Genomic DNA, 14,267 nt, shown 5'->3' on the forward strand with positions numbered 1-14,267 from the left:
TCGCTTTTTGCTAATTATTTAGTTATTTGCCCTATTGAGGAAAGAGGAGTTTTGACTGTAGTAGATATTGTTCTTTGTATTTTAACGTGAGTTCTTTTAAAAAAGGGAGTAATTCATCCTGCTCTATAGAAAATGTTTCAATCAGTTCTTCATATTTTTGTCGCTCTGTCGCTGTCGCTATGTTTTTAAAATACCCCCAAACGTGTTGATACGCATTTAGGAGATTGCCTTTTTTTGGCGGCTGAGCTAATGCGTGCTGCAGATAACCTCGAAATGCTTGTTCTTTTCTTTCATCCCACTCATTATCCGTAAACAATCTCCTGATTGCTCTATAATCTGGTTGAGACTTTGACAAAATCAAATACTTCAGCGAGCGCCACTCTTGCTGTCTTTGTGCTATTATTTTCAATAAAACTCTTCCTTTCTATTCTTATATGATAAAAAAATGAATAAAAACACCAATTTTCTTATAGTCTATTCATGAAAATTTATGATATTTAAAAGACTAAAAGTTTAGAATATATGCTATATACTTTTTTCAGTAATTCTAGGTTAAATAAATTATCTGAATATTAAAAAGAATTGAGGTTATTATTTATGGATGATCAGCAGTTAGACAGGTCGTTTTTGGGACAGCCCAAAGGATTGTCTACACTCTTCTTTACTGAGATGTGGGAAAGATTTAGTTACTATGGTATGCGGGCAATTTTACTGTATTATATTTATGATACAGTCGCAAATGGCGGGTTAGGTTTACCCAAAGAAACAGCTTTGGCAATTATGTCGATTTATGGATCGCTTGTTTTTATGTCCAGTATCGTTGGCGGCTGGATCTCTGACCGAGTGTTAGGTGCTAGAAAAACGGTTTTCTTTGGCGGCGTATTCATCATGGTCGGTCACATTGTTCTAGCGACACCGTTTGGAATTGCCGCATTATTCCTTTCCATTCTTCTGATCGTGATCGGTACAGGAATGCTAAAACCTAATGTCTCTGGCATGGTCGGACATCTTTATTCGAAAACAGACACACGTCGTGATGCTGGTTTTTCTATTTTCTATATGGGTATCAATATTGGTGCGTTACTGGCACCGTTTGTCGTTGGAACATTAGGTCAAACTTATAACTATCATGTTGGGTTCTCAGTAGCTGCTTTCGGTATGTTTTTCGGCTTGTTACAATATTATTTACAAGGGAAGAAATCACTAGACGGTATTGGTTTAAAACCAACGAATCCAATCGGTACAGAAGAACGGAAAAAGTTCATACGCTCGTTATTACTTGCTCTTGTTTTTGTCATCGTTCTTTTTGGCGGTGCCTATATTATGGGACAGTTAACAATTGGATTCTTTATTAATAGTGTTAGTTTCTTAGGTATTTTACTGCCTGTCTATTATTTTATTAAGATGCTGACTTCAAAAAATGTGACCGCTGAAGAAAAACCTAAAGTACTTGGTTACATTCCTTTATTTTTAGCAGGAATCGTCTTTTGGTCCCTAGAAGAACAAGGTTCTTCAATTTTAGCATTATTTGCGAATGAACGGACAAATGATACCTTATTCGGTTTTTCCATTGCACCTAGTTGGTTCCAATCATTAAATCCAATTTTTGTTGTTGTTTTAACACCTGTGTTCGTGACTTTATGGACAAGGTTAGGAAAGAAGCAACCTTCAACAGTCGTCAAATTTTCATTGGGATTGGTTTTTGCTGGTCTGTCTTTTGTTCTTTTGATGCTGCCTGGATTGCTTTATGGCACTAATACAAGAGTTAGTCCTTTATGGTTGTTCTTTAGTTTCTTCATTATGATCGTAGGGGAGATGTGTATTTCTCCAGTTGGATTGTCGATTACAACAAAGCTTGCACCTAAAGCTTTTGAATCGCAAACTGTCGCAATTTGGCTGTTGGCTGACGCTGCTTCACAAGCAATCAATGCTCAAATCGCTCGTTTTTATACACCTCAAACTGAATCAGCGTATTTTGGAATTGTAGGATTCGTAGCTGTGATTGCTGGTATTATCTTGATTCTTTCTAAAAATCCTATCAAAAAATTAATGGGGTCTATCCACTAAAAAAACAGTTTCCGTCAAAGCATGTTTCATAAGGCTTTGACGGAAACTGTTTTTATTCTAGTAATTAAGTTGTTTTTCTTGTTTCATGATCGTTGCTTTTAGCAATAACGGCGCAATGATCGTTGTCGCAATAATCACAATGATCACAGAAGAATAATACTCTTCTGAAAGAAAACTTGAGGTCAAGCCCACTTGAGCAATGATCAAGGCCATTTCACCTCTAGAAACCATACCTGACCCAATGATCAGAGTAGACACACCTTTGAAACCCGTTACGCGTGCACCTAAAGCACCGCCTAACAATTTCGACAAAACTGCAACTATCGTTAAAACAATAATAAACAAAAAATGCTTTGACATACCGGCAAACGTCATATTTAGACCAATAGAAACAAAAAACATCGGAATAAACACGGTATACCCGATCGTCTCTAATTTTTCATCTACTCGCTTACGATAATCTGTCTGTGCAATTGCTACACCTGCAAAAAATGCTCCGATGATAGCACCCATGTCCAGCATTTCTGCAAAATAAGCAAAGCCTAAACAAATAACTAAAGAGATTGCCGAAACAGCCTCAATCGCGATCAATTTTTTACTCAAATTCAGTAACCACGGGACCAACCATTTACTAGCTGCAAAAATCACAATAAAGAAGAAAACCTTCAGCAGTAAAACTTCCCACATCGGTAAACTTCCGCCTGGTGTCGATCGGTTCATCAAACTCAACATGATTCCTAAAATCAATACCACAACGATATCATCCACAACAGCTGCACCAAGAATTGTCGCGCCTTCTTCACTGTCGATCTTCTTTAGGTCCTTTAATACCTGTACGGAAATACTCACAGATGTCGCACTAAACAAAACACCTAAAAAAATGGAATTCTGTACGGAAAACTGAAAAGCTTCCCCCACACCAAACCCCATCGCCGCAGGAAAAACAATCCCTAAAAGTGCAACTGACAAGGCTGGTCGCCAATATTTTTTTAATAATTCCAAATCACTTTCCAGACCAGCAATAAACATTAAAATAATAACGCCGATTTCAGAAAAGTAATGCATAAAATCATCTGGCTTGATCCAACCTAGAATAGCTGGACCAATTAAGATTCCGACTAATAATTCTCCAATCACAGAAGGAATGCCCACTCGATTACAAAAATGTCCAGCAAGTTTAGTGAATAGTAAGACCAGACACAATGTTAATAAAAAACCCATATTTCTCTCCCTTTCTACTATAAAAAAAACATATAACTTATTGTACCATGGTAACTAGTTTTAGTAGTGACCAAAAGATTAGCCAACATTGCGCATAAAAAAACTGACAGGTCGTTTACTACCTGCCAGCTCACTCATTTTAATTATTTTGAAGCACGTTTTAAATACGTACCTTCTTGTGTATTGATTTCTAGTGATTCATCCGCTTCAATAAAATCAGGAACATTGACTACTAAGCCTGTTTCCATGATTGCTGGTTTTCCAGAACCTGAAACAGTTGCGCCTTTGATCGATGGTTGCGTTTCTTTTACTTTTAAGACAACCGTTGTTGGCAATGTGATCCCGATTACTTCTGATCCGTAAAATTGAATTTTTACTTCCATATTTTCTAGAAGATATTTTAGTTCTTCTTCGATCACAGAAGTTGGGATTTCGTATTGCTCATATGTTTCTAAATCCATAAAATTGGCTGTATCATCTTGGCTGTATAGGTATTGTACAGGTTTATTTTCGATAAACGCTTTTTTTACTTTGTCATCTGGACGCATTGTAGTATCCGTTGTTGTTCCTGTACGAACATCTTTTAATTTCATACGCATAACGGTATTTCCTTTACCAGGTTTGTGGTGACTAGCATCCATTACACGGATTAATTTACCGTCTTGTTCAAAAGTCATACCTGCTTTAAGATCGCTTACTGCTATCATGTTGTTTTCTCCTCTTTCTTTAAGGTTCGACCGAAACGTTTGGTCGAAACGTTAGTGTAGTGCCTCTATATCTAGATTACATTGATTCTATAGTAGAGAGACTTCTTAAAAAAATTCTTCTCACCCATTGTAGCAGATTACAAGCGGATATTCTAGAGAATACGTTGTCTGAGTGTCTTTTTTTTGTGGTAAAAACTTGTAAAATCCAATTTAGCAAAAAAAAGTGATTGAAAGATAACTCATTGAGCTATCTTTCAATCACATGAACACTAGATAAATACTATTATCCCCATAATTTCTTTTACATCAGTAGATTAACGAATCGCCATCTGCTCTTTTTGGACAACAACAGTTCCTTGTTCACCTTTACCAAAATTTTTTAGATTCTCTAGTGACGTGATTACGGCTTTATTTGTTGGTCTTCTTTTAGCGAATTGAACTGCCGCTTCAACTTTTGGGAGCATACTACCTGGGGCAAACTGACCCTCCTTGATGTAGTGTTCGATTTCAGAAATACTGACTGTTTCTAAAGCTTTTTGATTTGGCTGGTTATAGTGAACGAACACATTGGTTACACCCGTTAAAATAATCAACGTATCTGCTTCAATCAACTCCGCCAATTTTTCCGCCGCAAGATCTTTATCAATGACCGCTTCAATTCCTTGTAAGCCATCGCCTGATTGAACAACCGGAATTCCTCCGCCACCTCCGGCAACCGTTACAACTCCGTTTTCAAGCAATAATTGAATGGTCTTACTTTCTTTGATTGCGATCGGTCTTGGGGAAGGCACAACTTTACGAAATCCTCTTCCAGCATCTTCCATGTATAAAGCACCTGTCATTTCCATCAATTCTTGCGCTTTGGATTCTGATAAAAAGGGTCCGATTGGTTTACTTGGATGAGCAAACCCTTCATCATCTTGCGATACTTCAACTTGTGTTACGATCGATGCAACATCGCGAGTGATTTTTCTTTTTTCTAAGGCATTAGTCAGTGCATTGACCAACCAATACCCAATGCTCCCTTCTGTCATAGCGACACAAGTATCCAAAGGCATTGCTGGGTTTTCTACCGAATCAGATGCTGCTTGTTGCAACATTAGATTCCCAACTTGAGGACCATTGCCATGAACAATCACGAGTTCCATTTCATCAGTCAATAAAGCTGCAAGTGATTCAGCTGTCTCTTGAACGATTTTTTGTTGTGCCGCCGCTGTGGGATCACTTTCCAAAATCGCATTCCCGCCTAATGCTACCACTACACGTTTCATTTTCCGCCTACTTTCTCCACATCATTTGAATTGATTTCATCAAATGTTTGCCATAAAGAATCGCATTCAGGGCATCCGCCTGTATGAATCATCGCTAAGGTCGATTGATCTGTGCCGTCTAAATAATTTCGTAAATGCATATCCGAAAAGCCATGTTTTGCAGCATCTTCTCTAGTATTTGAATAATAAACGGTTTTGATCCCAGCCCATAAAATTGCCCCAACGCACATCGGACAAGGTTCACAAGTTGCATAGATTTCACAGTCGGATAAGTCCATCGTATTTAACTTTTTACACGCTTCACGCACAGCAACCATTTCTGCATGTGCTGATGGATCAGTGTCTCTCATCATTGTATTACTGACTGAAACGATCACTTCGCCATTTCTAACTAAGGTTGCTCCAAATGGACCGCCAAATTTCTTTTCCATTCCAGCAACAGTTGCATCCGCCGCCATTTTCATATAGTTCATGATTTTTCCCCCTTCATTACTTTACTTAGAACACTATATACAACAAATGAAAAGATCAACCCTGAAAAGAAAGCAAAGTCATTGATCGTTTTCAACAATGGAACAGACTGTAAAAATGCACCAGACATCGTGATCACAAAACTAGTCGCTAAGGTAATCATCGCTTTTTTGTTGTAGCCTGATTTAAATTCACCTAAGTCGCCATTTTCAACATAGATATTTTCTAAATTGATTACTTGCTTATGTTCAATATAAAAACTAGCTAACATGATCCCAGCAATGGGACCAAACATCGAACCAATGAAACTGTAGAAATAAAATAATGTGGACGCATTTTCTACTAGTTTCCATGGTAGAATCATCGTACCAATAATAGCCGTTAAGACTCCCGCTTTTTTCACATCTAAAAATTTAGGAAATAATGATGACATTTGCAACCCAGCTGGAAATAAATTGCCAAATACAACAAACGCTAAAGCCCCCATATTTAAGGCCAAAATCAATACAAATACGGCAAATGTATTATTGATTTTATCAAACGCATTCACAATATTGAAAATCGGTTCACCAAAAGCAATTTGAGTTCCTGCAATCAAACCAACACATGTAACCGCAAACAAAATATAAGAAAGAATAAAACCTAACGGCAAGCCAATGATCATGTCTCTCGGCTTTTTAGCCTTTTGCGTAAAGTCACCGATATTCACGATCGGACCTGCCCAATTTGAAACCAAAGCACTTACACATGCAATAAAAACAATCGGACTCGTTGTCGCATTCGCTGGAGAGTAAGCCAATATCGGACCGAAACCACCCGCAATTTGAATCGTCCAAACAGCCGCTCCAATAATAAAAACGTAAACGATTGGTGAAGACCAGTTACCAAATTTATCCAAGACTTTTGTTCCGCCTAAAAATAGTGCAACTGTCACACACCAAACAATTAAATAACTCAACATCGTTGGTGCAGGCATTCCAAGAATCGTCATTCCTCCGCCAATAGTCATATAATCAGGAAAGATTCGACTAAACAAAACGTCTAGCGATTGAGCACTTACAACGCTTTGTGTCCCAAAGAAAACAACACCTGCGATCAATCCACGACATAACGAGGGAATGATCGCTCCTTTTACGCCAAACACTGAACGTAGCAACATTGGAAACGGCAACCCATATTTAGCAGAGGCAACACCATTTAATACATAAAAAATCGATACAATTACAGCCGATAACATAACAGCCGCCAACACTTGTTTTGTATTTAAACCTAGTAAGAAAAAGCCTGCTACAGTCATATAAGAAAGAATATTATGCACCGCACCCATCCATAATGTCACATAGTTGAAGATACCCCAATTTTTATCTGCCCCCGTTTTTGGCAGTAATTCTGCTGAATAGGTCGGTGTTGTCACGATGGCTTGTTTTTCTACTGATTCCATTGTATTTTCCTCCAATACATTTCTTTAGTTTTTTACTAACTGAAGTGATTGTGCAAGGTGTTCTGAAAATAATGGATTTTCTGGATCGAGTTGAATTGCGCGCTCCATCGCAGTAATGGCCTCTTGATGCCGATTCAAACTACGAAGACTATTGGCTTTATGAAAATAGAAATCAACTCGTTCAGGGTAGTCTTTCAACAAGTTATCCATCATTTTGACAGCTTCTTCATGACGACCTAATTCTCTTAAAAAATTAGATTTATGGTAGCGGTAAAAGAAGCTTTGATCTTCCTTGATTGCTTGATCATAAGTTTGTAATGCATTGTCTATATCTCCCATCATACGATAACTATTTCCGACATAGAAAGCAAATTGCTCACTTTTTTTCCAGCCTTTTTTATAATAAGAAATCGCTGTCGGATACTCTTTTAAGCGCTGATAGGTATAGCCAAGATAATACAGCACTTCTAAATCTGTTTGTTCTTGCTCCTCTAACACTTTTAACGCCTGTATTAACTCTCCTTTTCTTAGATACGTTCGTACCTCACGGAAAATCAATTCTTCGACTTCCTTTTTCTCCACAATCGCAATCAATGATTCGTTTCCTGTATCTTTGGCATAGTCAAGAGCATTTTTACCAGTACCGTCTGTTTGGATAACATCTGCTCGATGTTGAACCAACTCACGAATCACGTCTTGATATAAGAAACCACCGTCACCTAAAATTACTGCTTCTAGCAACGCTGACCATCCTAAACGATTGACATGATTAACTGGTACTCCTGCAGCCAAACACAATTGAACCGTTCTTAAATAGCCTTTTTCACTTGATGGAAGCAAGGCTGTGCCGCCAAAGCGATTGACAGAAGCTAAATCGGCGCGTCCGGATTGAAGTATTTCGCTGACTATTTCGTCAAATCCATTCGCTGCAGCACAGATGAAAGGAGTAAGTTGTGTATTATCACGCTGGTTCACATCCGCCCCAAATGCTAGCAGCTCTTTAACTAGTATCAAATTATTCCTTTGGACTGCTAACATCAACGGAGATCGTCCAGCTTCATCCGTTAACGAAAGGTCACATCCTTCATTTAATAACTGTAAAACTTGTTCCTTTTGCTCAAGTTCTACTGCTTTTAGCAGTGACTTCGTTGCTTTTACTGTATCCATGATCGTTCTCCTTTCTTTTTTTATAGTTGTTCACTAAAAGCAATGATTGCTTTTTCAAAAGCTTCCATTGGCGGATGAGTGATTCCAGCTCCGATCATGCCGATTCCCGCTTCTTTATGAGCGATTGCCGTATTGATGATCGGTAATGTGTTCGTTTGGATAACTTTTAAACTGTCGATCCCTGACGGAATTCCCATAAAGTCTAATGTTGGAATCGTGATATTCGGGTTTTCCGCGGTTGTGATTTCTTGCATTTCCATAGAAAAACGTAAGGCATCTTCAATTGTTCCCCCAACTAAAGCGACGATTGCAGGAGCTGCGGCCATTGCAAAACCACCGATTCCATATGTCTCTGTAATTGCACTATCGCCAATATCAAGACCTGCATCTTCTGGTTTATAACCTGCAAACATTGGTCCAATAACTTTTTGAGAAGGTCCAACAAACCAAGGGTTTCCTTCGATACCACTAATGTGAATACCAAATTCTGTTCCATTTCTAGCCATTGTCGTTACAACTGTGCTGTATGGAATACCCACCGCGGAATCCAAAGCTGCTTTACACATTGCCATCCAAGTCGGTCCTGAGAAATAATCACTGCTGGCAACAAAATCAAAGACTTCTTTCATCTCTTCGATGGAATGATCTGTTTGGATAATGTAAGGTGTCAGTGCTTGAATCAGTAATGTCGTTCCTGCGTTATTACGGTTATGACATTCATCTCCCATATGCAATGCCTGAGCTAACATATGTTTCAAATCGATCCCTTCTGTACATAATTTCATCGCATCTCTTAAAATCGGACCAAAAACATCTCTCATCCAAATCAATCGTTCGATGACGCTCTCATCATTGGCACCCATTCGCAAAATTTTAGACATCTGCTCACTTAGATTCGTAAACGCTAAGTTGCCATAAGTCTTATTTTCCACGATATGGACAAACATAGATGCAGACGTTACTCCTGCCATCGAACCGACACTTTGATGTTCGTGGCATGGTGAGAAGATGATTTCGCCAGAAGCCGCAACATTTTCGGCGTCATCTAAATCTTTAGCTAAGCCTTCAAAAACTAAGGCTCCTTTGACAGCCCCTCTCATCGGACCATTCATTCTATCCCAAGTGATCGGTGGTCCAGCATGTAAAATCGTATTTTTAGTCATTCCTGGCACAACATTGATTGCTTGATCATAGCCGATCAATGAAATTTGCGAAGAAATGATTCGATGCACGGCTTCTTCATTGGCTTTTTTTATTTTTTCTAGATTTTCTGGTGTTTCAATTTTCTCTAGTGCTGCTAAAATAGCTGCTTTTCCTCGACCTGGAGGTGCCCAATTTAAATAGGTCGCTTGTACTTGTTGTTCGATCAATTCCTCTTGAAACGACTCGATCCCAAGATCGATGATTACAGGTTCTTCTTTAAATAATTCAGTGATTTTGCTCATTGTTCTACTCCTTTCACAACAAATTCTCTTGCCAATAATCCAGCATTTTGACTGCTACTAGCATACGTTGCACCGATCGAGGTCAACTTTTCGACTTGTTCATTGATATTTTGTTTATCTAAATCTGTCCCTAACACGTATCCGATGATTTCAAGATGCCGACCTTCTGCTGCAGCTGTTTCTTTTGCTGCCTTCATTGCTGGTATCATTACACCAACAGGATCCAGATGAGCGCCATAACCTAGTACAAAATCCATCAAGATCACGCCAACTGTTGGATCAGCTGCTTCTTCTTTAAAACGAGCAATTCGATTAGAAGGATCGATCATAGGATGTGGTTTGCCGTTGGTAAATTCATCTGCGCCAAAGTCGATAAAAGTATGTGCTTTACTGACATCACCGAAATGTAAAAGATGATCTTGGTCTGTTGCGATGTTGCTATACACATCTGAAAAGCGTTCTTTTGCAGTAAACATCGCTTCATCACAAAGCGTTCCTCCAGTGAATAACCCGCGAATGTATTTTTGTTCTGGATTTAATTTTGCTCGAACTTCATCGATCAAAGGTAGGTTCAACGGATGAATATCTAAACTATTTTGATCGATTCCAGCCAAGGTCACCGCTCTTAAAGCCGCAGTTTTAGACATTTTTTCAAAGTAAATACCTGTCTCATTTTCTCTCACGTCGCTGCCGATAAACCAAATGACAATAGGTTTTTCAGCTTTTCTTACTCTTGTAAGGATTTTTTCTTCAACTACTTTTGCTGGTGGTTTTGAAATCAGAACGATCACTTTAGTGTCTTCATCAGCTTCTAAAGCATCAATGGCATCCAGCATCATTTTTCCACCTACAGCTTCACTAAGATCTCGTCCGCCTGTTCCGATCAATTGAGAAACACCTTCACCAAACTCATGAATGCGAACACTGATTTCTTGACTGCCTGTTCCAGAAGCACCAACAATACCTATACTTCCTTTTCGAACCTTATTGGCAAAACATAACCCAACATTGTTGATGATTGCCGTTCCGCAATCTGGTCCCATCATTAGTAGGCCTTTATCATGCGCTAAATCTTTTAATTCGATCTCATCTTCTACACTAACATTGTCACTAAACATCATCACATGCAACTCATTATTCAAGGCTTTTCTCGCTTCACGAGCGGCATACTGACCGTTAACAGAAATCACGGCTATATTCGCTTCTGGGATAGCTTTCTTTGCCGTTTCAATCGTTGTATAGCTTTCCGTTGTTTGATTCGTTGTCTTTTCTTTTTTCTCAGTCATCAGCGTTTCGATTTTTTGGATCAATTCAACTGAATCATGTTCCTCTTTGGCATCTAAAGCGATAATTAGATCACTCGTTTGTGCTTGCGCAATTTCATCTGTATATAAGCCAACATTCTTCATCACTTCTTTGTTCATTTCGGTTGCCATTGCAATAATCGCTTGATCAACACCTGCTATCTGATTCGCTTTCGTTGATAAAGCCATTAATGATACCGAATCAATATAGGTGTTAGGCTGAATTTTGATACTGATTGTCATGTAGATTCCTCCTTAATATAAAAGCGTAGCGGGCTCGTCCACACTCGACTGAAAAATAGGAAAAAATGAGGGTGGCGCTTTTAGCCACAATCATTTTTTATCTTTTTTCCGAGAGTGTAGCCCGCAAAGCTAGATAACACATAGCTCAACATCCTTATCAAACATTGGTACAGTTCAATACAAGTCCATCGTTAATTTTATTCCGGCCAACATTCCTGTCAGCATATCTCCGCCAGATGTTGATCCGATCGCTAAAACAGCTAACATTTTTGATTTCAAAGCATTTTCATCTTCTCCATAAAATAATTCATTTAAAAATGAACCGATCCGCTCTCGTGCTTCTCCCTTGATTGCCCAATCTAACGCGGAAAAACTAATAATATTCGTTCTTTTTTTCATCTCATTCCGACTGTTTATCAACCACTGTTTTAATGAATGATATGGATAATTAGTAGTGGTAAATATAAGCGCTAATCCGACTAGAAAATCATCACCGGATGGTGTTAACCCTGGACCTAAGCCAATCACTCGATTTAATTGCTTCATCGCTTGAAATAACTGTTTTTCTTTTAAATACGCCAATAGTTGCTCTGATTCTTTCAAAAGCATCGTATGGATCATTTGCTCGTATTTTGTCCTCTGAGTATTGTTTAATAAATAGCCGCCATGATTTTCGACTTGACTCAGCCATTCGTTAAGTTGCTCAACACGTATACGTATATTCGAATACTCTTGTTTCTTTGGAAAATTGATTGTGGGATAATGCCATTCTTTGGCATTCCGAGTATTGATTGCAGCGATCTCACCAATCACTAACCGCCCTTTTTGAGAGAAAACAGGTGTTTTTACAAGTAGCTTCGGCTGATTGGAAAACAATTCAGTTACCCTTAACGTATTGGGCGCATTGTCCAATTCTTCCGCCGCTATCGTGTATATTTCACCGGAATCACAAAGTATATTTACAGTTCGGTTAAATACACTATGAATCACTCCTTCCCATTGCCTATTTTGAATCTCAAATAAAAAATTGCTAGAACCAGAAAGGGATTGGTACGTACGCATCTCACTCACTTCCTTACCTACTTATCTTCTTTACACTATTCAATTTACATCAAGAAAGCCTTTTCATATACAGATAGAGTAGCCGAATATTTTCTTTTTCAGTTGTACACTTTAACTAATTACCGTATAGTTAAAGTGACGAAATTATAATTTAGAAAGATGGTGTATCCATGTTAACGGTCAAAAACTTCCTGCAGCTTTCTCCTTTCAAAACATTCCAATTAGTCGCTGGGGAAAAAGGCCTGGATAATAAGATCACGGGCGTAAACATTTTAGATAATCCCGATGCTTCTGACTGGTTGTCTGCAGGCGAACTACTAATTACCTCTGGGTATTTTTTTAGCGAAAATGCCGAAATCCAACGTCGTTTTATCCAACGTTTTAAAGAAATCAATTGTTCTGCGATTTGTATCAAACCACACATCTATCTAAAAGGAATTCCTGAATCCATGCGTAAATTAGCAGATGAACTTGGTTTACCTCTTATAGAAATTCCTTATGGGATCGCCTTTTCAAAGATCATGAATATTGTCATGGCCGAAATTTCTGGCCGAATGAATGAGTTGAACCAAGCGTCGTTGGATATTCATTCACAATTCTTTGAGATTTCTCTACATGGTGGCGGTATGAAAAAAATTGCTTCTGGTTTAGCGGAAATGGTCAATAATCCAGTTGTATTAGTAGATACTGACTGGTCAGTGACAGCTATCAGTGACAAAAAACAACCATTGATCCAAGAAATCATCAAAAAAAATGGAACTACCCTTACTTTTCCAATCCAAACAATTACAGACTTACCTACTAATTTTGAACGAATCCAAAAACCAATCACTCGCGCTCTTTCTTTTGAGGAACAGGAATACCCTTGCGTGATCATGCCTGTTTATTTTGATACGATCCACTATGGCTTTATTTTAGTTTATCTAATAGAACGTCCGCTGACAGACCTTGATTATGTTGCCTTAGAAAATGGTTCAATGGCCTTTGCATTAGAACAAATGCGGCTTTTAGAAATTGAACGGACGGAAAATAGAATTCGCCGTGATTTTTTCGATCAATTATTATCAGGTCAAATCAAAGACTTAGCGGCTTTGGCTACTTATGATACAACGATCGATCCAAACTTAAACTATACGGTTTTGATCCTTTCCATCCAAACAATTGGTCATACGTCAGATTCCTTAATGGAAAAGAAACAATCAGAAGATCGCTTAATGAAAAGCTTACTGTCGTCCCTGACAACTTATACATCCAATCGGTTTCCCCATCTCCATCTATTTAGCCGAAAAAATCAATTAGTAATACTATTAGGAACTGATCCTAAATTGAGCGCATTAAAAACACACAACGAAGTATCCGATACAGCAGAACGGATTCGGATACATTTAGAACAGCAAGGTCAATCGGAACGAGACATTTTCTGCACCATCGGTTCTACTTTACCCGTTCTTGAATTGTCTCAAAGCTTTGAAGAAGCAAAAAAAGTCATCCAACTATTAGAAGATGACGCAAAAGAAGAAAAAATTTATTTTTTTAATGATTTTTATTTTGATTCCTTTTTAGTTGACTCCATTTCAAAAGAACAAGGAAGAAAATTTTACACTCACTATTTAAGCACCTTACTGACTTACGATCTGGAAAACAAGACTAGCTTCACGCCAACATTAAAAGCTTATCTAGCTCATCATTTAAATATCGCTACAACATCTAGAGCCTTATTTATTCATCGAAATACGTTGCTTTATCGGATTGAAAAGATCAAAGGACTACTACCAGTAGATTTGGAACAAGAGAAAAATACCTTTGCATTGCAATTAGCACTGAAATTATATGAATTACACCACTAAAAAAGTAGACTAGAACATAAC

General features: G+C 38.2%; 12 protein-coding genes. 2 read left to right on the forward strand and 10 right to left on the reverse strand.

Annotated elements, in window-relative coordinates; translation table 11 throughout:
- Nucleotides 1-31 precede the first annotated feature (31 nt).
- Nucleotides 32-409, reverse strand: a complete 378-nt coding sequence (locus AC4BB7_RS15300) for a YbgA family protein (RefSeq protein WP_490483579.1) — start codon at nt 407-409, stop codon at nt 32-34.
- Nucleotides 410-597: 188 nt separating this feature from the next.
- Here AC4BB7_RS15300 and AC4BB7_RS15305 point away from each other — a divergent pair, with 188 nt between their 5' ends.
- The gene (locus tag AC4BB7_RS15305; RefSeq protein WP_490483580.1) at nt 598-2,067 is read left to right on the forward strand and encodes a peptide MFS transporter; all 1,470 of its coding nucleotides are present in this window, start codon (nt 598-600) and stop codon (nt 2,065-2,067) included.
- A 57-nt stretch (nt 2,068-2,124) separates the two neighbouring features.
- Here AC4BB7_RS15305 and AC4BB7_RS15310 read toward each other — a convergent pair whose 3' ends face one another.
- The 9 genes from AC4BB7_RS15310 to AC4BB7_RS15350 all read right to left on the reverse strand — a co-directional run bounded on the left by AC4BB7_RS15310 (nt 2,125) and on the right by AC4BB7_RS15350 (nt 12,399).
- Nucleotides 2,125-3,288, reverse strand: a complete 1,164-nt coding sequence (locus tag AC4BB7_RS15310) for a cation:proton antiporter (protein WP_086314371.1) — start codon at nt 3,286-3,288, stop codon at nt 2,125-2,127.
- Between the two features lie 143 nt (nt 3,289-3,431).
- Nucleotides 3,432-3,995 carry an elongation factor P gene (gene efp, locus AC4BB7_RS15315; protein ID WP_010772247.1) on the reverse strand — a complete coding sequence of 188 codons (564 nt, stop codon included), beginning with the start codon at nt 3,993-3,995 and terminating at the stop codon, nt 3,432-3,434.
- A 314-nt stretch (nt 3,996-4,309) separates the two neighbouring features.
- Complete coding sequence (arcC, locus tag AC4BB7_RS15320; protein WP_490483581.1) at nt 4,310-5,266, reverse strand: carbamate kinase; 957 nt, start codon at nt 5,264-5,266, stop codon at nt 4,310-4,312.
- Nucleotides 5,263-5,739: a nucleoside deaminase gene (locus AC4BB7_RS15325; RefSeq protein WP_086314373.1), complete on the reverse strand. Its 477-nt coding sequence runs from the start codon at nt 5,737-5,739 to the stop codon at nt 5,263-5,265. Before AC4BB7_RS15325 ends, arcC begins: the two co-directional genes overlap by 4 nt.
- Nucleotides 5,736-7,178 carry a cytosine permease gene (locus AC4BB7_RS15330; RefSeq protein WP_490483582.1) on the reverse strand — a complete coding sequence of 481 codons (1,443 nt, stop codon included), beginning with the start codon at nt 7,176-7,178 and terminating at the stop codon, nt 5,736-5,738. The genes AC4BB7_RS15325 and AC4BB7_RS15330 overlap by 4 nt, the downstream gene beginning before the upstream one ends.
- Before the next feature lie 24 nt (nt 7,179-7,202).
- On the reverse strand, nt 7,203-8,345 hold the full coding sequence (locus tag AC4BB7_RS15335; RefSeq protein ID WP_490483583.1) for an ankyrin repeat domain-containing protein: 1,143 nt from the start codon (nt 8,343-8,345) through the stop codon (nt 7,203-7,205).
- Between the two features lie 20 nt (nt 8,346-8,365).
- Complete coding sequence (locus tag AC4BB7_RS15340; RefSeq protein WP_490483584.1) at nt 8,366-9,790, reverse strand: YlbE family protein; 1,425 nt, start codon at nt 9,788-9,790, stop codon at nt 8,366-8,368.
- Nucleotides 9,787-11,337, reverse strand: a complete 1,551-nt coding sequence (fdrA, locus tag AC4BB7_RS15345) for an acyl-CoA synthetase FdrA (protein ID WP_490483585.1) — start codon at nt 11,335-11,337, stop codon at nt 9,787-9,789. The genes AC4BB7_RS15340 and fdrA overlap by 4 nt, the downstream gene beginning before the upstream one ends.
- Nucleotides 11,338-11,511: 174 nt before the next feature.
- On the reverse strand, nt 11,512-12,399 hold the full coding sequence (locus tag AC4BB7_RS15350) for an oxamate carbamoyltransferase subunit AllH family protein (RefSeq protein ID WP_490483586.1): 888 nt from the start codon (nt 12,397-12,399) through the stop codon (nt 11,512-11,514).
- Nucleotides 12,400-12,569: 170 nt separating this feature from the next.
- Here AC4BB7_RS15350 and AC4BB7_RS15355 point away from each other — a divergent pair, with 170 nt between their 5' ends.
- On the forward strand, nt 12,570-14,246 hold the full coding sequence (locus AC4BB7_RS15355; RefSeq protein WP_490483587.1) for a PucR family transcriptional regulator: 1,677 nt from the start codon (nt 12,570-12,572) through the stop codon (nt 14,244-14,246).
- Nucleotides 14,247-14,267 lie beyond the last annotated feature (21 nt).

This window comes from Enterococcus sp. AAFC-DPL-5182, assembly GCF_058216605.1.